Source organism: Homoserinibacter sp. GY 40078 (genome assembly GCF_008017545.1).
Classification (GTDB): domain Bacteria; phylum Actinomycetota; class Actinomycetes; order Actinomycetales; family Microbacteriaceae; genus Homoserinibacter.
On the sequence record NZ_VRTZ01000001.1, the window covers coordinates 609,665 to 629,207 of the forward strand.

Consider the following 19,543-nt stretch of genomic DNA (forward strand, 5'->3'; position numbering starts at 1 on the left):
GGGTGCGGACGAGCCTCGGGTCAGCCGGCCGCGGCGGCGGTATCCGCAATGAGTGTGCCGTGCGCGGCCTCCGCGTACGCGGTCGCGGGCCAGTCGGGTTCGTAGGCGTCCGCGGCGAGGATGCGCGCGAACGAACGTCGCTTCTCGTCCCCGGTGAGGATCATGACCACCTCGCTCGACAGTTCGATGATGGTGGCGATGCCCACGCTGATCCCCTGGTGCGGCACGTCGTCGAGCGAGTCGAAGCTCGGGAAGGTGAGCAGGTTGTCGCGCCGCGTCTGCTCGGCGAGGTCGACGATCCGCGTGATCGAATCGCGCGCCGAGCCCGGCGGGTTGAAGGCGAGGTGGCCGTCGCCGGAGCCGGCGGCGAGGATGAACAGATCCACGCCGCCTGCCTCGCGGATGCGCTCGTCGTAGGCGGCCGGATCGGCGGGGTCGGCGTGCCAGAGCTGCGGGCCTCGGTGTCCCCCTGCCTCGGCCGCTGCCGTCAGGGGTCCGAGGATGCGGCGCTCGGCGTAGCCGACGCAGCTGTGCGGGAGGTCGGCATCCACGAGCGCCAGGCCGTCACCATCGGGCACGACGTACTCGTCCATCAGCACGATCGCGACGCCGCTCAGGTCGAGGCCCCGCTCCCGCACCAGGCGCTCCAGCTCGGTGTAGACCGGATCCGGCGTGCGGCCGGTCGGGCACCCCAAGAGATAGCGACGCCCCTCCGTGATCGCGTGCTCGATGCCGTCGGCGATGCGCTCGGCGACGGCACGGCCGACCGCCTCGCGGTCGGGGAGCACGATCGGCGGAGTTGATGCCATGGAGATACCTCGTTTCTGTGTGGCGGTGGCGGTCGCGCGCGTGACGTTCAGTCGCGCACGGCGCCGGCGAGCATGCCCGCGATGAATCGGCGTTGGAAGATGACGTAGAGGATCAGCACCGGCGCCGCCACGATGAGGCCTCCGGCCGCCATCAGGTTGAACTGGGTGACGAACCTCCCCTGGAACACGCCCAGGGCAACGGTCGCCGTGACGTTCTCGCCGTGCAGGAACACCAGCGAGATGAAGTAGTCGTTCCACGTCCACATGAAGCCGAGCAGCATCAGCGTCACGATCGCGGGTCGCGCCAACGGGATGCCGAGGTACCACAGCGTGCGCAGCGCGCCCGCCCCGTCGAGTTCCATCGCCTCGAAGAGCGACTTCGGCTGGGTGCGGAAGGCCGCGCGCATCCAGAACGCGGCGAACGGAACCCCCATCCCGATGTGGATCAGCACCACGCCGAAGATGTTGTTCGTCAGGCCCCAGTCCCGCAGCTGGTAGTACAGCGGGACGATGATCGCCTCAGTCGAAATCATCAGTCCGAGCAGCACGAGCGGGAACAGGAACCGGTTGCCGGGGACCCCAAGCACTCCGAAGCCGAAGCCCGCGAGCACCCCGAGCACCACCTGGCCCGCGACCGCGAGCACCGCGATGGTGAGGGTGACGCTCATCGCCTGACCGAACCCGGCCTGCGTCCATGCGGTGACGAAGTTCTCCCAGGCGAGTTCGCCCTGCGGCTGGCCCGACCGGTCGGGGCTGAGCGCCGCGGCCACGAACGTGGCGACCGGCGTGAGCACGATGATCGCGAGGATCGTGAGCACCGCGTAGTTAACGATCCGCTCCGCGCGTCCGATCACGAGTCACGCTCCGAGACGCGCGAGATCACCAGGGCGATCACGAGACACATCACGGCCATCGTGATGCCGATCGCGGCCGCTCGCCCGACGTCCGGATTCTGGAAGGCCGCGCGATAGAGGGCCACCGCCGGGGTGAGGGTGGCGGTTCCTGGACCGCCGCGCGTGGTCACCCAGACGAGATCGAAGGTGCGCAGCGCACTCGTCACCGTGAGGGTGAGCGCGATGGCGACCTGGCCGCGGAGACCCGGCAGCGTCACCGAGAGGAACTCCCGGAGCGGGCCGGCGCCGTCCATCCGCGCCGCCTCGTACAGCTCGGTCGGAATCGACGACGCCCCGGCGATGAACAGCACCATGCAGAAGCCGAAGGTGGTCCAGGTGCCGATGAGGCCGAGCGAGGGCAGTGCCCAGTCGAAGTCGCCCAGCCAACTGCGTGTGAAGTCCCCCAGTCCGACGGCGCGCAGCAGGGTGTTGAGCGTGCCCTCCGGTCCGTAGATGCGCTTGAACACGAGCGCGACCACGACGCTCGTCAGCACCTGCGGGAGGAAGAAGATGAAGCGGTAGACCGCCATGCCGCGCTGCCGTCCGCGCGTGATGAGCGCCGCGCTGACCAGCCCGAGCACGATCGGGAGCAGCGCGAAGAAGAAGATGAGCACGGCCACATGGCCGAGCGTCGAGCGCAGCACCGGGTCGGTGAAGAACTCGATGTAATTGTCGAGGCCCACCCAGGTCGCGGCCGAGACGCCGTCCCAGTCATAGAACGAGTACTGCAGCGACTGCGCGAGCGGAAGGAGCACGACCACCGCATAGACGGCGAGCGGCAGAGCCACGAAGGCGAGCCCGATCCACCGCACGCGTCGGCGGCGGGTCGCGGGTCGCCGCCCGGCGCGGGGGGCCGGAGTACCGGTCACCCCCGCGCCGGGACGGATTCCCATGGTCATCGACGTCCCGTCGTCACTGCGCGAGGTCCGCGAGGAACGCGTCCCGATCGGCCTGCACTGCGTCGACGAGATCCTGCGGCGAGGTCTGGCCCGCGTACAGCATCTGCAGCTGCTGGGTCAGGGTGTCGAGCATCGTGGCGCTCGTCCAGTCGAAGTACGGCACGAACCCGTCGGACTCGCCAAGCGCGGCAGCACCCGCAGCCTCGCTCTGGAGGGTCGCCGCGTCGGCCGGGATGTCGGCGTCGGCGAGCAGCGGGATGAGGCCGTGGTCGGCGGAGGCCTGTGCCGCATCCTCGGACATCAGGAAGTCGAGGAACGCGGCAGCGACGTCAGGGTTCTCCGACTTCGAGGAGATCACCATTGCCGCGGGCGCCGCGCCGACACCGACGGTCCCGTCGCCGCTCACCTGCGGCAGCTGGATGTAACCGAAGTCACCCTGCTGCTCGTCGGTGAGGCCGAGCGATCCGGTGTACTCGAAGCGGAAGAGGCCCTTGCCGTCGAGGAAGTTCGCCACGGCGGTCTGGTAGTCGATGCCCTCGTGGTCCGGGGTCAGCCAGCCCTTCTCGTTCCACTCCTCGGCCTTCTCCGCCGCCTCGAGCAGACCGATGTCATCCGCCGAGACCGAGGTGTCGCCGTAGGTGAAGTCGTTGATCTCGTCGGCCGTTCCGTAGAGGGCCTGCAGCGCGAGCAGCAGCGCCGTCGGCGAGTCCTGGCTCCCGTAGGCGAAGGGGATCTCGCCAGCCGACTTGGCCTTCGCGGCCGCGGCCTCCAGCTCGTCGAGCGTCGTGGGCGGGTCGATTCCGAGCTCGTCGAGCTTCGCGGTGTTGTAGTAGATGCCGATCAGCGACACCCGCGAGACCGGGGTCGAGAAGAGCGAGCCGGATCCGATGGTGCTGAAGTCGGTCGTGAACTCGTTCTGCCGCGCGATGGTGCTGGGGATGACGTCGTCCCAGCCGTAGGCGTCAGCGTACGGGTCGAGGTTCAGGACGAGACCGCCCTTGGCGAGCGTGCCGAGCGAGCTCCAGCCGTTGTTGGCCGTCGCGATGTCGGGGCCGTCGTTCTCGGCGAGCTGCAGGTTCAGCGTCGAGGTCAGCTGCCCCCAGTCCTCCTGGGTGCGCTCGATCGTGACGTTGGGGTAGGTGTCTTCGAAGCGGGCGATCAGGTCATCCATCCACTCGCCTTCGGTGCCGCCCCAGAAGTCCGAGACCTTGATGGTCACGTCGCCGGCGGCGGCGACATCGGTGGAGATCTCGCCCGTGTGGGTGTTCGTGGTGGAGCTGGATCCCGGGGCGCACGCGGCGAGCGCGGATGCGGCGACGAGAGAGCCCGCCAGGACGGTGATCATCCTCCGGGTGGTGCGCGGTGCGGTCGACTGCTGTGTCATGTTGCTCCTTGGGTCTTCATCGAGGGGAGCCTCCCGGTGTCGTCGAGGGTGACGACTAAGGCTGATCGAAAAAGTACCAGACAGTCCAGTTGTGGGCAAGAAAGAACCAGAACCCGTCCTTTGGGCAACTGGTATCATCCGAGCGTGACGTCCATCACCACCCGCACTCACCGCGCGCTCGAAGCCGAGATCGCGCAGGGAGTGTTCTCTCCGGGCGCCCGCTTGCCGGGCGAACGCGAGCTGGCGACCCGCTACGGGGTCAGCCGGGTGACCGTCCGTCGAGCCCTCACGGCGCTCGAGGAGACGGGGGTGTTGGAACGCTCGCCGCAGCGCGGATGGTTCGTGCTTCCCGGTGTGCTGGGCGAGGCGCCGAGCACGCTCTTGTCGTTCACCGAGATGGCCCGCGCGCGGGGGGTCGAGCCGACCGCGCAGATCCTCATGCAGGTGGTGCGCACCGCGACGCTCGATGAGGCCGAGAGGCTGAGAATCGCACCCGCCTCGGCTGTCATCGAGGTCCAGCGGGTGCGCGCGATGGATGGCCACCCGGTCTGTGTCGACCTCTCGGTGGTGGCGTACGACAAGGCACCCGAGATCGCGGAGACCGACCTCACCGACCAGTCGATTTACGAGCGTCTCGAGACGCTGTGCGGGATCCGCATCCACCGTTCCGCGTACAGCGTTCAGGCCGTCGCGGCGGATGACGACACCGCCGGGCTTCTGCGGATCGCCGCGGGCGCTCCCGTGCTCGTCGGCACCGAGGTGGCGTACACCCTCGAGGGGCAGCCGGTGCTGCTCGGTGTGAACACCTACCGCGGCGACGCCTACCGCTTCCGCGCGGACCTCTTCCGTCCGCTCGAGTGAGGCAACTGGTCTGGTGGAGCCTAGGGGAATCGAACCCCTGACCTCCTGCTTGCAAAGCAGGCGCTCTACCAATTGAGCTAAGGCCCCTTCCGGTGTGACAGCCTACCGTCTCTCGCGATAGACATGTCTCGGGGCCGTTGGACACCGCCGCGCGGGTGTCTTCCGCGCCACAGACATGTCTATGGCCGAGATTCGGAGGTGGTGGTGCGGGTTCTTTATGAGGAGCTGGGCGGGCCGGAGGTGCTTCGGGTTGTCGATGGTCCGGTGCCGGAGGCCGGCGACGGGGAAGTTCTCGTCGAGGTGAAGGCGGCCGGGGTCAATCCGATCGACGCGAAGCTGCGGGCCGGTGCGCGGGCGAGCGCGCCCATCACGGAACCCCGAGGCGTCGGGTCGGATGCGGCGGGAGTCATCGCGGCGATCGGCACCGGCGTCGAGGGCTGGGCGGTCGGCGACGAGGTGATCGTCACCGGAGCACGCGGCAGCTACGCGAGCCACACCCTCGTTCCCGCATCCGGACTCACACGCAAACCCGCCGCGCTCAGCTGGGCGCAGGCCGCCGGGCTGGGCGTTCCAGCAGGAACCGCCTACCAGGGCCTTCGTTCGCTCGGCGTCGAGCCAGGCATGACGGTACTCATCCACGCGGCATCCGGTTCCGTGGGCCAGGCGGCGGTGCAGTTCGCGCGCGAGCTCGGAGCCCGCGTGATCGGCACGGCGTCCGAAGCCAACCACGACCGTCTCCGGCAGCTCGGCGCGATCCCCGTCGTCTACGGGACCGGTCTCGTCGAGCGGGTGCGCGACATCGCCCCCGAGGGCGTCGACCGCGCCTTCGACGGCGCCGGCACCGACGAGGCGATCGAGGCGTCGCTCGAGCTGACAGGCGACCCGCAGCACGTCGGCACGATCGTACGGGGAGCCGACGCGCCGCGGTGGGGGATCCTCGCGTGGGGCGGGGGCAGCCCCGTGCCGTTCTCGCCCGAGCTCAGGGAGTTGCGCGCGGAGGGGATCCGGCTCGCCGCGGAACGCGCGGCCGAGGGCCGCTTCGATGTCGAGATCGCGCGCACCCTGCCGATGGATCAGGCGGCCGAGGCTCACCGACTGATCGAGTCGAACTCCATCCGCGGCAAGATCATCCTGCTCCCCTGACAGCGCATTGCGACTACGCCGACCGGTCCACAATCGCCGCGAAGCCGGGCGCTCGCGCGTGGCCAGCAGAGCGAGCGCCGCGGACGGCCGCGGCGCAAGACAAACACCGTGGGGCTACCAGGACTTGAACCTGGGACCTCTTCGTTATCAGCGAAGCGCTCTAACCGCCTGAGCTATAGCCCCGAGAGATGCCGTTCCTCAGAACGGCCTCGCTTACAGTACCTCACGCGTCAGCGTGGGGCAAAAGCGCTCAGTTGTTCTGGAATCCGACGAGGATGCCGCCCGTGAACCGAACGCTGAGGTTGTACAGCAGTGCTGCGATCGCGCCGAGGATGGTGCCGATCACCGTGTTGAGCACCGCCACCACGAACGAGAACAGCAGCACCTGGCTGAGTCCGAACGAGTCGGTGATGGTGAACTGATCGTCGCCCAGCATGTCGCGCAGCAGCTCGTCGATGTTCCCGAAGATTCCGGTGGAGTTCAGCACGATCCACACGAGCGTCGAGGCGACGACGAGCACGACACCGAGGCACAGCCACACCAGGAAGCTGAACTTCACGACCGACCAGAAGTCGATGTAGACGAGCTTCAGCCGAACCTGCTTGGCGGTGGTGCTGCGGCTCTCTTTGCGCTGGAGCTTCTCGGCGACACTGCTCATGCGTTCTCGTCCTTCTCGGTGTCAGATGCCGGGGTGGTGTCCGCGGTCTCGTCGGACGCGTCGGAGTCCTGTACAGCCAGGTTCCGCTCGCTGTTGCGAGCGATCGCGATGATCCGGTCGTCGCCGTCGAGATTGACGAACTTGACCCCCATCGTGTTCCGGCCCTTCGGCGGGACCTCGGCCACGGCAGACCTTATCACCTTGCCGCTGGCAAGAACTGCGAGCACTTCGTCGTCCCGATCGACGATCATCGCGCCCGCCAGGTCGCCTCGCGATTCGGTGATCTTGGCGACGAGGATGCCGAATCCGTTGCGCCCCTGAACCCGGTACTGCGACACCGCCGTGCGCTTCGCGTATCCGCCTTCCGTGACGACGAACACGAAGGGTCCGTCGTTCACTTCGGCGTCGGGGTCGACGTCGTCCGGCTCCGTCTCGGATCCGCGGGCGACGACCGACGCCGAGAGGAGCGTGTCCGCGTCGCGGAACTTCATACCGTGCACACCGGCCGTCGAGCGCCCCATCGGACGAAGCGAGCTGTCGTCAGCGGTGAAGCGAAGCGACTGCCCGTGGCGCGAGACGAGCAGCACGTCGCTCGACTCGTCGACGAGCAGGGCAGAGACCACCTCGTCGCCCTCGTTGAGGTTGATGGCGATGATGCCACCCGTGCGGTTGGTGTCGTACTCGGTGAGCGCCGTCTTCTTGATGTATCCGCCGCGGGTGGCGAGCGCCAGATACGGGGCCACCCCGTAGTCGCGGATGTCGAGGATCTGCGCCACCTGCTCGTCCGGCTGGAGGGCGAGCAGGTTCGCGATGTGCTGACCCTTCGCGTCGCGGCCGGCCTCCTGCAGCTCGTACGCCTTCGCGCGATACACCCGGCCCGCGTTGGTGAAGAACAGCAGCCAGTGGTGTGTGGTGGTCACGAAGAAGTGCTCGACCACGTCATCCGCACGCAGCTGGGCTCCGCGCACCCCGCGGCCGCCGCGGTGCTGACTGCGGTAGTTGTCGCTGCGGGTGCGCTTGATGTACCCGCCGCGCGTGACCGTGACCACCATCTCCTCCTCGGGGATGAGGTCTTCGACCGACATGTCGCCGTCGAATCCGTACAGGATCTCGGTGCGCCGGTCGTCTCCGTACTTCGCGGAGATCTCGGTGAGCTCTTCGGTCACGATGCCGCGCTGCAGCACCTCGCTCGCGAGGATCTCCTTGTACTCCGCGATCTCACGCTCGAGCTCGGCGAGACGATCCTGGATCTTCTTCCGTTCGAGTGCCGCGAGTCGGCGGAGCTGGAGGGCGAGGATCGCGTCGGCCTGGAGCTCGTCGATCGAGAGGAGCTTGATGAGTCCCTGCCGCGCCTCGTCGACATCGGGAGAGCGACGGATGAGGGCGATGACCTCGTCGAGCGCGTCGAGCGCCTTCACGTATCCGCGCTGGATGTGGGCGTCGGCCTCCGCCTTGTCGAGGCGGAACTGCGTGCGCCGGACGATCACCTCGATCTGGTGCAGGATCCAGTAGGTGATGAACGCGTCGATCGACAGCGTGCGCGGCACTCCGTCGACGATCGCCAGCATGTTCGCTCCGAAGTTCTCCTGCAATTGCGTGTGCTTGTACAGATTGTTGAGCACCACGCGCGCGACCGCGTCACGCTTGAGGATGATCACGAGTCGTTGTCCGGTACGACCCGAGGTCTCGTCGCGGATGTCCGCAATGCCCTGGAGCTTGCCCTCCTTGATGAGGAGCGCGATCTTCTCGGCGAGGTTGTCGGGGTTGACCTGGTAGGGCAGCTCGGTCACGACGAGGCAGGTGCGGCCCTGCAGCTCCTCGACATTGACGACGGCGCGCATCGTGATCGCACCGCGACCCGTGCGGTAGGCGTCCTGGATGCCCTTCACTCCGAGGATCTGCGCGCCCGTGGGGAAGTCGGGGCCCTTCACGCGAGCGAGAATCGCGTCGAGCAGCTCCTCGCGCGTGGCGTCGGGGTGCTCGAGCGCCCAGAGCGCAGCATCCGCGACCTCGCGCAGGTTGTGCGGCGGGATGTTGGTGGCCATGCCGACCGCGATACCGACGGATCCGTTGACCAGCAGGTTGGGGAACCGTGCCGGCAGCACGACCGGCTCCTCGGTGCGCCCGTCGTAGTTGTCCTGCATGTCGACGGTGTTCTCGTCGATGTCGCGGACCATCTCCATGGCGAGCGGCGCCATCTTGGTCTCGGTGTACCGGTGGGCGGCGGCGCCGTCGTTGCCGGGGGAGCCGAAGTTGCCCTGCCCGAGGGCGAGCGGGTAGCGCAGCGACCACGGCTGGACGAGTCGCACGAGCGCGTCGTACACCGAGCTGTCGCCGTGGGGGTGGAACTGCCCCATCACGTCGCCGATCACGCGGGTGCACTTCGAGAATGCCCGGTCGGGTCGGTATCCGCCGTCGTACATCGTGTAGATCACGCGGCGGTGCACGGGCTTCAGGCCGTCGCGCACGTCGGGCAGCGCGCGCCCGACGATGACGCTCATCGCGTAGTCGAGGTAGCTGCGCTGCATCTCCAGCTGCAGGTCAACCTGCTCGATGCGGTCGCCGGCGGGGGGCACGTCCGTGTTCGTGGTGTCCGTCATCGGGTGTCCTTAGATGTCCAGGAAGCGAACGTCTTTGGCGTTCGTCTGGATGAAGTGGCGACGTGCTTCGACGTCGTCGCCCATGAGCGTGGCGAAGATGCCGTCGGCGATGGCCGCGTCGTCGAGGGTGACCTGGCGAAGGGTGCGGGTCTCGGGGTTCATGGTGGTGTCCCAGAGCTCCTGGTGGTTCATCTCGCCGAGACCCTTGTAGCGCTGGACGCCGTTCTCCTTCTGCAGGCGGCGGCCCGCGGCGAGGCCCGCCTCGAGCATCGCGTCGCGCTCGCGATCGGAGTAGACGTACTCGTGATCCGCGTTGGTCCACTTGATCCGGTAGAGCGGCGGCTGCGCGAGGTAGACGTATCCCATCTCGATGAGCGGTCGCATGTACCGGAAGAGGAGGGTGAGCAGCAGCGTCGTGATGTGCTGGCCGTCGACATCGGCATCGGCCATGAGCACGATCTTGTGATACCTGGCCTTCTCGCCGTCGAAGTCCTCGCCGACACCGGTGCCGAAAGCAGTGATCATCGCCTGGATCTCGGCGTTGGCGAGCGCGCGGTCGAGCCGCGCCTTCTCGACGTTCAGGATCTTGCCGCGGAGGGGCAGGATCGCCTGAGTCTCGGGGTTGCGGCCGGTCTTCGCCGACCCGCCCGCGGAGTCTCCCTCCACGAGGAAGATCTCGGACCGCGATGGATCCTTGCTCGAGCAGTCCGACAGCTTTCCGGGCATGCCGCCGCCCTCGAGCAGGCCCTTGCGCCGGGTCTGCTCGCGCGCCTTGCGCGCCGCGATCCGGGCGCTGGCCGCCTGGATCGCCTTGCGCACCACGTCCCTCGCCTGGCCGGGGTTGCGGTCGAGCCAGTCGGTGAGCTGCTCGCCGACCACGCGCTGCACGAAGGACTTCGCCTCCGTGTTGCCGAGCTTGGTCTTGGTCTGTCCCTCGAACTGCGGCTCGCTGAGCTTCACCGAGATGACCGCGGTGAGTCCCTCGCGCACGTCGTCGCCCGAGAGGTTCTCGTCCTTCTCCTTGAGCAGGCCCTTCTCGCGCGCGTAGCGGTTGACGAGTGTCGTGAGCGCGGCGCGGAAGCCCTCTTCGTGGGTTCCGCCTTCGTGGGTGTTGATCGTGTTCGCGTAGGTGTGGACGCTCTCGGAGTACGCGGTCGTCCACTGCATAGCGATTTCGAGCGAGATGCGCTTCTCGGGCACGTCGCCGCCGCCCGAGACCTCCTCGGCCGAGAAGTCGATGATCTCGGGGTGGATGACCTCAGCCTTTTTGGTCGAGTTGAGGTACTCGACGTAGTCGGCGAGCCCGCGCTCGTAGAGGAAGACCTCGCCCCGCGGGGTGCCCTCGTCGTCCAGCTCGCGCTCGTCGACGATCTCGATCCGCAGGCTCTTGTTGAGGAACGCCATCTGCTGGAAGCGCGTGCGCAGCGTCTCGTAGTCGAAGTCGACTGTCTCGAAGATCTCGCCGTTCGGCCAGAACGTCACCGTGGTTCCCGTCGCGTCGGACTTCGTGCCCTCGACGAGCGGCGCATCCGGGACTCCGTCGTGGAACGACATGGTCCAGTGCGAGCCCTGACGCTGCACGTCGACCTCGAGCCGGTGTGAGAGCGCGTTGACGACCGAGCTGCCGACGCCGTGGAGACCACCGGATACGGCGTACCCACCGCCGCCGAACTTGCCGCCCGCGTGCAGGATCGTGAGGACGACCTCGACGGTCGACTTCTTCTCGACGGGGTGCATGTCGACGGGGATTCCGCGACCGTTGTCGACGACCCGCACACCGCCGTCGGCGAGGATCGTCACGATGATGTTGTCGCAGTACCCCGCGAGTGCCTCATCGACCGCGTTGTCGACGATCTCGTAGACGAGGTGGTGGAGGCCACGCGGACCGGTCGACCCGATGTACATTCCGGGGCGTTTGCGAACCGCTTCGAGACCTTCGAGAACCTGGATGGCTTCGGCGCCGTAACTATCCGGCGCGGGGCGCGAAGAAGGGGGATTCATGAAGGGCGGGGCTCCTGACGGTCACGGCCACGAACCCCCGTGGTGGGGTCTCATGGACCCTCTCGATCCTACCCCAGAGGCTGCTTCGAAGCCGCCCGGAACGCCGTTCTGACGGCCTTTTTGAAGCAGGTCGACCTGATTTGCCGTCTCAACCGTAAGTATCGCGCGGACCGCGCCCTGGAATCGCTCGGGGGCCGCGTTTCCAGGAGGGGGTGTCCGGCCCGATAAAGCGCACCGACTCGATGCCCGCCTCGGGGTGCTTCTCGGCGATGTGCGCGAGCACCTGGCTGCGCATCGTCCGGAGCTGCTGCGCCCAGGCGGTCGAGTCGCAGCGGACCGTCAACTGCCCGTCTTCCACAGCAACGGGTTCGGCGTGCGCTGCGACCTCGGCTCCGACAAGGCCGGGCCACGCGTTCAGCAGCTCCGACTTCGCCAAAGGGGACGACCATCCCATGTTCTGGGAGAGGGTCGTGAGCACCTCGTCGATGCCGCGAGGATCCCGCCCGCCGCCGAACGGCGTGGTCGTCTCGGCGCGCGCGGCGCGATCGCGGCGGCGCGCGTCGCCTGAGCGTGAGCCTGGGTCGCCGAACACGCGCCGGATCCGCCGGTACACAGCGATGTGCTCGGGCTCAGGTGTTCCGGCCGCTTCGGTCACTCGCCCTCCTCGAGGACTCGACCGCCGCGGATCCGGACCGTGTGCGCCGCGAGCGGCTCTGGCACATCCGACTCCACGGCGGCGGTGATGAGCACCTGCTCGTAGTCGCGGACCGCGTCGGCGAGGCGACGCCTGCGCCCCTCGTCGAGTTCGGCGAACACGTCGTCTAGTACGAGCACCGGGTCTCCAGCTGGGGAGGTGCCGCGCAGGAGCGCTGCCGACGCCAGCCGGAGGGCGAGCGCGAACGACCATGACTCCCCGTGGCTCGCGTATCCGCGAGCCGGCAGACCGTTCAACCGCAGCAGCAGATCGTCGCGATGCGGACCTGCGAGGGTCAGACCCCGCTCCAGTTCTGCCCGGCGGTTGCGTGTCAACGCCTCTGCGAAGGCGGATGCCGCCTCGGCCGCGTCGATCTCGGAGCGCACGGACTCCGCGTCGACCTCGGTGTCGTCGTCCGGGCGTGCTCCCAGAATCGAGAGCTCGCTCGCGAGCTCCGCCTCATGGACCTCGCCGGCGACGGCGGAATAGGCATCGGCGACGAACGGTCGGAGCGACGACACGAGCGCACCTCGTGCCTCGATGATCTCGGAGCCGAGATCGACCAGCCGTTCATCCCACACATCGAGGGTCGCCAGACCGGAGCCGCCGACGCGGGCCGCGCGGGCCGACTTCAACAGGGTGTTGCGCTGCTTCAGTACACGCTCATAGTCGGCGAGGACCCCAGCCATCCGCGGCGTGAGCTGGACGAGGAGCTGATCCAGAAATCGCCGCCGCCCCGAGGGCTCGCCGCGAACGATCGCCAGATCCTCCGGTGCGAACAGGACCGCCTGAACGTTCCGCGGCAGATCGCGGGGCTTCACCGCGGCGCGATTGACCTGCGCGCGATTCGCCCCTTGCCGATTCAGTTGCAGCTCGACGAGGACCTGGCGTCCAGCGTGCTCGAGCCGCGCACGAACGATCGCCGCATCGGCTCCCTGCCGGATGAGCGCATGATCCGACGACACCCGATGCGATCCCAGAGTCGCAAGGTAGGTGATCGACTCGACCAAGTTGGTCTTGCCCTGTCCGTTGCTCCCGACGAAGAGGTTGGGCCCCGGAACCAGAGCGACGGATGCGTTCGCGTAGTTCCGGAAGTCCGCCAGTTCGAGGTGCGCGACGAACACGGATGACGTCAGGCTTTGCGGACCGCGTGGCCGCCGAACTGCTTGCGGAGGGCGGCGACCGCCTTCATCGATGGCGAGTCGTCTTGACGCGACACGAAGCGGGCGAAGATGGACGCGGAAATCGTGGGAACGGGGACCGCATTGTGCAGCGCCTCCTCCACGGTCCAGCGGCCCTCGCCCGAGTCCTCGACGTAGCCCTCGATATCGCGGAATTCCGGGTCTTCCTCGAGCGCCTTCACGAGGAGCTCAAGCAGCCAGCTGCGAACCACCGTTCCACGTTGCCACGCCTTGAAGACGCCCGGAACATCGTGGATCAGCTCGTCCTTGGCTTCGAGAAGTTCGTACCCCTCGGCCCATGCCTGCATGAGCGCGTATTCGATGCCGTTGTGCACCATCTTCGCGTAGTGACCCGCGCCGACAGCCCCGGCGTGTACGAAGCCTTCTTCCCGCGGCCCCTCGGGTCGGAGGGCATCGAATACCGGCATCGCTCGTTCGATGTCGGCGGCGTCTCCGCCGGCCATGAGCCCGTAGCCGTTCTCGGCTCCCCAGATTCCACCCGACACACCGCAGTCGGCGTAGTGGATGCCCTTCTCGGCGAGTTGGGCAGCGTGGGCAGCATCGTCGGTGAACTTGGAGTTGCCTCCGTCGATGACGAGGTCGCCCTCGGCCAAGACATTGCCGAGGTCGGAGATGACTCCGGATGTGATCGGCCCCGACGGCACCATGACCCACACGATTCGCGGAGCCGGTAGCGCCTCAGCGAGCGAAGCCAGGTCGGCGACATCCGATACTGCGGGATTGGGGTCGTACCCGGTGACTTCAATGCCGGCGGCACGCAACCGCGTACGCATGTTGTTCCCCATCCGGCCGAGGCCGACAAGTCCGATGTGCATGAGTCCTTCTCTCGGTCGCGTTCGACCGGTCGATCAGCGAAGCAGCAGGTTCGGCTGCAGCAGGTACTTGTACGAGTCGGATCCGGGCTGCTCACGCGACGACTGGCTCGTGATCAGCACGGGGCCCGGCTTGTTGGGATTTTCGGTCTTGGTGAACGAGATCCTGACGAACTCCGAGTGAACGGCGCCGAGCCCATCGAGCAGGAACGACGGCTTCAGAGACACCACCATGTCGTCGCCGACGAGATGCGCATCGATCGTCTCGGACGCTTGTGCCTGCTCCGAGCCGGCGGCCTCGAGGGTGAGCCCGTCGATCGAGAACGAGAAGCGCAGTGCTGCTTCGCGTTCGAGAACGAGCGACACGCGCCGAGTCGCCTCGATCAGCTCAGCCGTGTTGAGCACCGCGTAGTTGTCCACGGATTCGGGGAAGAGTCGCTTGACGGGCGGGAAGTTGCCCTTGATGAGCAACGAGGTGACCGTCTTCTTGTCTGCGCGGAAGGCGATGAGCTCGCGGTCGTCGTTGTGGATGATCGAGACGCCGATCGTTCCACTGTGCGCGAAGGTCTTGCCGACCTCTGACAGGGTCCGGGCGGGGATGAGTGCCGTCGTTCCTGCGGCCGAGGACGACCCCGAATCCCAATCGATCTCACGCACGGCCACTCGGTAGCGGTCGGTGGCCACGAGCGAGAGGCTGTTGTCGCCCACCTCGAGTTGAACACCGGTGATCACGGGAGTGACGTCGTCTCGCGATGCGGCGACGGCGACCTGGCTCACGGCCGCCGAGAACTCTTCGGCGGGGAGAACACCCGTCTGCTGCTCGACGTGAGGAAGTGTCGGGTACTCCTCCACCGGCATGCTCAGCAGCGTGAACCGTGCGGAGCCGCAGCTCACGAGGATCTTGCCGTCCTGAGTGTCGAAGACCACGGGTGCATTCGGAAGCCGGCTCGCGATGTCGGCCAGCAGTCGTCCGGAGACCAGCGACGTGCCGGGCTCGTCGACCTCGGCCGCGATCTCGGTGCGGCTCGAGACTTCGTAGTCGAATGAGGACAACGTGAGAGCGCCATCGGTGGCGTCGAGGAGGACGCCACTGAGAATCGGCTGCGTCGTGCGCTGGGGAAGGAGCTTCACCGCGAACGACACCGCCTCGCTGAAGACGTCGCGATTCACCTGGAACTTCACGCGTCACTCCTGTCTGGTCGAGAAGGAACCGCACGGGGTGTGTGTCCAACGATCTTGGCACGGACTCCGCCGGTCTCGGTTATCGGACTGCGCAGAAGAGGAATGACAAGGTAATCGTCTTAACGCCTGTGGGAACTGTGGACAAGTATCGAGGAGCCAACTGACATCAGGGAACTACACGAGTGGAAGATGTGGGCCGGCTGCGGATGGATTGCGGAGAGACGGAGGGGTTCAGGATTCGTGTCATTCTGTTGTCCACATGAGTCCCGGGCGAGTCTCACAACCTCGGGGTGGGATATCCGGAAGTTATCCACATGTAGTCCACAGTCTGTGCACGCGCGATACGGCGTCTTCCCAGGTTCGGGAACAGCAGTGCACATGCGGTGACGGCGGAGGATCAGGGGCGGTAGCGCTGGTCCTGCTTGATCCGCGCCGTGAGCTCGGTGACCTGGTTGTAGATGGAGCGCCGCTCTTTCATGAGCTCGCTGATCTTCTTGTTCGCGTACATCACCGTGGTGTGGTCGCGGTTGCCGAAGAGCTGCCCGATCTTGGGGAGCGAGAGGCTCGTCATCTCGCGGCACAGATACATGGCGATCTGTCGAGCGGTCGCCACCGCTTGCGATCGCGATGAGCCGTAGAGGTCGTCGACGGTGAGCTTGAAGTAGTCGGCGGTGTGATTGATGATGTCGACCGGCGAGATCACGTTGTCGTCATCGAGGGTGATGAGATCCTTCAAGACGGTCTGCACCAGTTGCAGGTCGACCGGCGTCTTGTTGAGGTTCGCGAACGCGGTGACGCGGATGAGCGTTCCCTCGAGCTCACGGATGTTGCTCGAGACCTTCGTCGCCATGTATTCGAGGATGTCGTCGGGAACCTGCAGGCGTTCCGACTGCGCCTTCTTGCGGAGGATCGCAATGCGCGTCTCGAGGTCGGGTGCCTGTACGTCGGTGATGAGACCCCATTCGAACCGCGACCGCATCCGGTCCTCGAAGCCGGTGAGGTGCTTGGGCGCGACGTCGCTCGTGATCACGACCTGCTTGTTGTGGTCGTGAAGGGTGTTGAAGGTGTGGAAGAAGGCCTCCTGGGTGGAGTCCTTGCCCTGCAGGAACTGGATGTCGTCGATGAGCAGGATGTCGATCTCGCGGTAGCGGGACTGGAAGACCGACGCGCGGTTGTTCGCGATCGAGTTGATGAAGTCGTTCGTGAATTCTTCGGAGCTCACGTAGCGCACCCGGATGCCGGGGTAGAGGCTCTCGGCGTAGTGGCCGATGGCGTGAAGAAGGTGGGTCTTACCGAGACCGGAGTCTCCGTAGATGAAGAGCGGGTTGTACGCCTTGGCCGGTGCCTCGGCGACAGCGACGGCTGCGGCATGGGCGAATCGATTGGATCCGCCGATCACGAAGTTGTCGAAGTTGTACTTGGGGTTCAGGCGGGAGTCGCTGCGACGGCCGAGCTCGATGACGGGGTTGACCTGCTCCACCGGACCCGATGCTTCCTCCGGCTCGTCTTGAACGGGCTGCAGCACGGGCTGGATCTCGGGGTTCACGACGATCGCGAAACTGACCACCTCGGTGTCGAGGTCGGCGAGTGCCTCGAGCAGGGGGACGCGGATGCGCTGCTCGAGCATGCCGCGCGTCAGCTCGTTCGGCACCTCAAGGTAGATGGTGCCGGCGAGAACGCCCTTCGGCTCGACCAGATTGATGAATCCGTGCAGCTGCGGCGTGATGCGCGCGTCGGACGAGAGGCGAGAGCGGATAGACCCCCACAGCGTGGTGGTGGGGTCGTCGTGCTCGCTCATCATCCTCCGGTCTCGGTTTTCTTCACAGCTCTGTCCACAGGGCTGGACGGGAATGACGCCGTCGAATGCAGTAGTAGGCCCCTGCGAGAGGCTGACGACCACCTTAGTTGTGGACAGCCGCCTGTGGACAAGTGTCTTTCGGCGGATGTGGAGACTCGCCGGGTAAGGTGCAGCAGGGTTTGACCGTTTGGGGTCAAGGGCCTATTTTTAACAGGTTGTCGGTCGTTCGAGACCGTCCCCGTTCTTTCCCGGTCGCGCCGTACACCGGGACCAGGAGATATCACCATGAGCAAGCGAACCTTCCAGCCGAACAACCGGCGTCGTGCCAAGAAGCACGGCTTCCGTCTGCGTATGCGTACCCGTGCCGGTCGCGCGATCCTCGCCGCGCGCCGTCGTAAGGGACGCACCGAGCTCTCCGCGTAGTCGGCGACGTGCTGGCCAGGGCGAACCGAGTGGTCAAGCCCTCGGACTTCCGTGCGATCGTTCGCCGCGGTCGTCGCGCCTCCTGCGCCAGCGCGCTCATCTACCGGATCGAGCGAGACCGTTCGGATCCTGCCCGCTTCGGGTTCATCGTCTCGAAGGCGGTGGGCAATGCGGTGGAGCGCAACCTCGTCCGTCGTCGCATGCGTGCCGTCGCACGCTCAATCGTCGACGCCGGTGGGACCGGTTCGGACGTCGTGATCCGGGCCCTCCCCGGATCCGCCCAGCGAGGCTGGAATAGTCTCGCGGCCGACATGCACGCGATCCTCGATCCGGCGCTGACACGATGACGTCGGTCGGCTCCTTCCTCCTTCTCCTCCCGCGCAACATCTGCGTGGCCATCCTTCGCGGCTACCGTGCGGTGATCTCCCCTCTCTATGGAGATGTCTGCCGGTACTACCCCAGCTGCTCCGCATACGCCATGGGCGCCATTCAGCAACACGGTGCGGTGAAGGGCATCGCACTCGGATCCTGGCGGATCATGCGGTGCCACCCCTGGGCGCGCGGCGGCATCGACGACGTCCCCGAGTCGCGTCGACACCACGACCACTATCACCTCACCCGATTCGGCTTCGTCGCCGCGGGACACGGAAAGGGCTGAAACCGCCGCATGGACTTCTTTGGCACAATCCTCTGGCCGATCAAATGGGTGATCGAGGCCATCCTGGTGGGATTCCACTGGCTCTTCACCGCACTGGGCCTCGACCCTGCGGCGGGACTCACGTGGGTCCTGTCGATCGTGGGGCTCGTGCTCATCGTTCGGGCCGCGCTCATTCCGATCTTCGTGCGCCAGATCAAGAGTCAGCGCAAGATGCTCGAGGTCGCGCCCGAGCTGAAGAAGATCCAGGACAAGTACCGCGGCAAGAAGGACCAGTTCTCGCGCGAGGCGATGCAGCGCGAGACCATGGCGCTCTACCAGCGCGCGGGGACCAACCCGTTGGCGTCGTGTCTTCCTCTGCTCGTGCAGATGCCGATCTTCTTCAGCCTGTTCTCGGTGCTGAATGAGGCACGCCAGGACAAGGCGGGCGTCGGGCTCCTGACCCAGGAGCTCGCGGATCAGTACACGAACGCGACGCTCTTCGGTGTCGCGCCGCTGAAGTACAGCCTGGTCGACGCGTTCAACTACGGGAACGTCGCCGTCGCGGTCATCGCGATCGTGATGATCGTCGTGATGACCGCCTCGCAGTTCTACACGCAGCTTCAGATCATGGCGAAGAACCAGACGCCCGAGATGAAGAACAGCCCGATGTACCGGCAGCAGCGCATCCTGCTCTACATCCTTCCTGTCGTCTTCCTCTTCTCCGGTCTCGCCTTCCCCATCGGCGTGATGTTCTACTGGCTCACCTCCAACATCTGGACGATGGTGCAGCAGTTCCTTGTGATCCGGAACATGCCGACTCCGGGATCGGAGGCGGCGCTCGCACGCGAGGCGCGCCTCGCCAAGAGGAACCGAAACCGCATCGCGGTCGACGCTGACTCCCTCGCCGAGACCGCGTCGGAGGAGCCGGCGAAGCCGGCCACGACGCAACGTCAGCAGCCGGTCGGTAAGAACCGAGCGAAGAAGCAGGGAGGGTCGCGACGATGACCGATGAAGAAGTGATCGACGTCACCACGTTCGAGGGATCCACCGAGCAGGCGCCTGCCACCGAGCAGGAGTTGGTGGACGAGGGCGACATCGCCGCGGACTACATCGAGGAGCTGCTCGACATCGCCGATATGGATGGCGACATCGATATCGCGACGCGTGCGGGCCGGGCGTACATCTCGATCTCGGCCGAGGGGGAGGGCGACCTTCGTCTGCTCTCGCGGCCCGACACCGTCACGGCGCTGCAGGAGCTCACGCGCCTCGCGGTCCAGGCGAAGACCGGCCGCTTCTCGCGCCTCATCCTCGACATCGGTGGCTCCCGCGATGCCCGCGCGGATGAGTTGGCACGACTCGTCGACCACGCGATCCAGCGGATCGGTGAGGGCGCCGCGTCGGCGTCCCTCCCGCCGATGACGAGCTACGAGCGCAAGCTCGTGCATGACATCGTCAGCGAGCGTGGATTCCACTCCGAGTCGGAGGGCGAGGGCCGGGACCGGCACACGGTCATCACCCCCCGCTGAATGTTTCACGTGAAACATCGG

Annotated in this window: 19 protein-coding genes and 2 tRNA genes; 7 read left to right on the forward strand and 14 right to left on the reverse strand. The window is 66.5% G+C overall.

Annotation, left to right across the window (positions count from 1 at the left end; all coding sequences use genetic code 11):
* Positions 1-20 precede the first annotated feature (20 nt).
* From FVQ89_RS02915 to FVQ89_RS02930, 4 genes are read right to left on the reverse strand one after another with little or no spacing between them, the layout of a single operon-like run.
* Positions 21-809, reverse strand: a complete 789-nt coding sequence (locus FVQ89_RS02915) for a 6-phosphogluconolactonase (RefSeq protein WP_147900415.1) — start codon at positions 807-809, stop codon at positions 21-23.
* Between the two features lie 47 nt (positions 810-856).
* Positions 857-1,663, reverse strand: a complete 807-nt coding sequence (locus tag FVQ89_RS02920) for a carbohydrate ABC transporter permease (RefSeq protein WP_147900416.1) — start codon at positions 1,661-1,663, stop codon at positions 857-859.
* Positions 1,660-2,601, reverse strand: coding sequence for a carbohydrate ABC transporter permease (locus FVQ89_RS02925; RefSeq protein WP_255513385.1), 942 nt, complete (start codon positions 2,599-2,601; stop codon positions 1,660-1,662). Before FVQ89_RS02925 ends, FVQ89_RS02920 begins: the two co-directional genes overlap by 4 nt.
* 13 nt (positions 2,602-2,614) lie before the next feature.
* Entirely contained in the window at positions 2,615-3,985 is a 1,371-nt protein-coding gene (locus tag FVQ89_RS02930; protein WP_187264873.1) for an ABC transporter substrate-binding protein, read from the reverse strand.
* 144 nt (positions 3,986-4,129) lie between these two features.
* On the opposite strand from FVQ89_RS02930, the gene FVQ89_RS02935 reads away from it, so the two are divergent.
* A complete protein-coding gene (locus FVQ89_RS02935; protein ID WP_147900418.1) occupies positions 4,130-4,846 on the forward strand; it encodes a GntR family transcriptional regulator in 717 nt (238 codons plus the stop codon).
* Positions 4,847-4,857: 11 nt separating this feature from the next.
* Here FVQ89_RS02935 and FVQ89_RS02940 read toward each other — a convergent pair.
* Positions 4,858-4,933: transfer RNA gene (locus FVQ89_RS02940), tRNA-Ala, on the reverse strand.
* 117 nt (positions 4,934-5,050) lie between these two features.
* Here FVQ89_RS02940 and FVQ89_RS02945 point away from each other — a divergent pair.
* The gene (locus tag FVQ89_RS02945; protein WP_255513387.1) at positions 5,051-5,989 is read left to right on the forward strand and encodes an NADP-dependent oxidoreductase; all 939 of its coding nucleotides are present in this window, start codon (positions 5,051-5,053) and stop codon (positions 5,987-5,989) included.
* Positions 5,990-6,098: 109 nt separating this feature from the next.
* On the opposite strand, the gene FVQ89_RS02950 is transcribed toward FVQ89_RS02945, so the two are convergent.
* From FVQ89_RS02950 to dnaA, 9 genes are all read right to left on the reverse strand, one after another.
* Positions 6,099-6,172: transfer RNA gene (locus FVQ89_RS02950), tRNA-Ile, on the reverse strand.
* Between the two features lie 67 nt (positions 6,173-6,239).
* Complete coding sequence (locus tag FVQ89_RS02955; RefSeq protein ID WP_147900420.1) at positions 6,240-6,647, reverse strand: DUF3566 domain-containing protein; 408 nt, start codon at positions 6,645-6,647, stop codon at positions 6,240-6,242.
* Positions 6,644-9,247 carry a DNA gyrase subunit A gene (gene gyrA / locus FVQ89_RS02960; protein WP_147900421.1) on the reverse strand — a complete coding sequence of 868 codons (2,604 nt, stop codon included), beginning with the start codon at positions 9,245-9,247 and terminating at the stop codon, positions 6,644-6,646. The genes FVQ89_RS02955 and gyrA overlap by 4 nt, the downstream gene beginning before the upstream one ends.
* A 9-nt stretch (positions 9,248-9,256) precedes the next feature.
* Positions 9,257-11,248 (reverse strand): DNA topoisomerase (ATP-hydrolyzing) subunit B, encoded by a 1,992-nt coding sequence (gene gyrB, locus FVQ89_RS02965; RefSeq protein WP_147900422.1) that lies wholly within the window; start codon positions 11,246-11,248, stop codon positions 9,257-9,259.
* 148 nt (positions 11,249-11,396) lie between these two features.
* The gene (locus FVQ89_RS02970; RefSeq protein WP_147900423.1) at positions 11,397-11,903 is read right to left on the reverse strand and encodes a DUF721 domain-containing protein; all 507 of its coding nucleotides are present in this window, start codon (positions 11,901-11,903) and stop codon (positions 11,397-11,399) included.
* Positions 11,900-13,066 (reverse strand): DNA replication/repair protein RecF, encoded by a 1,167-nt coding sequence (gene recF, locus FVQ89_RS02975; RefSeq protein WP_147900424.1) that lies wholly within the window; start codon positions 13,064-13,066, stop codon positions 11,900-11,902. Before recF ends, FVQ89_RS02970 begins: the two co-directional genes overlap by 4 nt.
* A gap of 8 nt (positions 13,067-13,074) precedes the next feature.
* Positions 13,075-13,959 carry a phosphogluconate dehydrogenase (NAD(+)-dependent, decarboxylating) gene (gnd, locus tag FVQ89_RS02980; RefSeq protein ID WP_147900425.1) on the reverse strand — a complete coding sequence of 295 codons (885 nt, stop codon included), beginning with the start codon at positions 13,957-13,959 and terminating at the stop codon, positions 13,075-13,077.
* A gap of 33 nt (positions 13,960-13,992) precedes the next feature.
* Positions 13,993-15,138, reverse strand: a complete 1,146-nt coding sequence (gene dnaN, locus FVQ89_RS02985; RefSeq protein WP_147900426.1) for a DNA polymerase III subunit beta — start codon at positions 15,136-15,138, stop codon at positions 13,993-13,995.
* Between the two features lie 397 nt (positions 15,139-15,535).
* Positions 15,536-16,939 carry a chromosomal replication initiator protein DnaA gene (dnaA, locus tag FVQ89_RS02990; RefSeq protein ID WP_370454441.1) on the reverse strand — a complete coding sequence of 468 codons (1,404 nt, stop codon included), beginning with the start codon at positions 16,937-16,939 and terminating at the stop codon, positions 15,536-15,538.
* Positions 16,940-17,221: 282 nt separating this feature from the next.
* On the opposite strand from dnaA, the gene rpmH reads away from it, so the two are divergent.
* From rpmH to FVQ89_RS03015, 5 genes are read left to right on the forward strand one after another with little or no spacing between them, the layout of a single operon-like run.
* Positions 17,222-17,359, forward strand: coding sequence for a 50S ribosomal protein L34 (gene rpmH, locus FVQ89_RS02995; RefSeq protein WP_021010601.1), 138 nt, complete (start codon positions 17,222-17,224; stop codon positions 17,357-17,359).
* Between the two features lie 29 nt (positions 17,360-17,388).
* Positions 17,389-17,706, forward strand: coding sequence for a ribonuclease P protein component (gene rnpA / locus FVQ89_RS03000; protein ID WP_370454442.1), 318 nt, complete (start codon positions 17,389-17,391; stop codon positions 17,704-17,706).
* Positions 17,703-18,017: a membrane protein insertion efficiency factor YidD gene (gene yidD, locus FVQ89_RS03005; protein WP_147900429.1), complete on the forward strand. Its 315-nt coding sequence runs from the start codon at positions 17,703-17,705 to the stop codon at positions 18,015-18,017. Before rnpA ends, yidD begins: the two co-directional genes overlap by 4 nt.
* A 9-nt stretch (positions 18,018-18,026) precedes the next feature.
* Complete coding sequence (yidC, locus tag FVQ89_RS03010) at positions 18,027-19,001, forward strand: membrane protein insertase YidC (protein ID WP_147900430.1); 975 nt, start codon at positions 18,027-18,029, stop codon at positions 18,999-19,001.
* Positions 18,998-19,522, forward strand: coding sequence for a R3H domain-containing nucleic acid-binding protein (locus tag FVQ89_RS03015; RefSeq protein WP_147900431.1), 525 nt, complete (start codon positions 18,998-19,000; stop codon positions 19,520-19,522). The genes yidC and FVQ89_RS03015 overlap by 4 nt, the downstream gene beginning before the upstream one ends.
* Positions 19,523-19,543 lie beyond the last annotated feature (21 nt).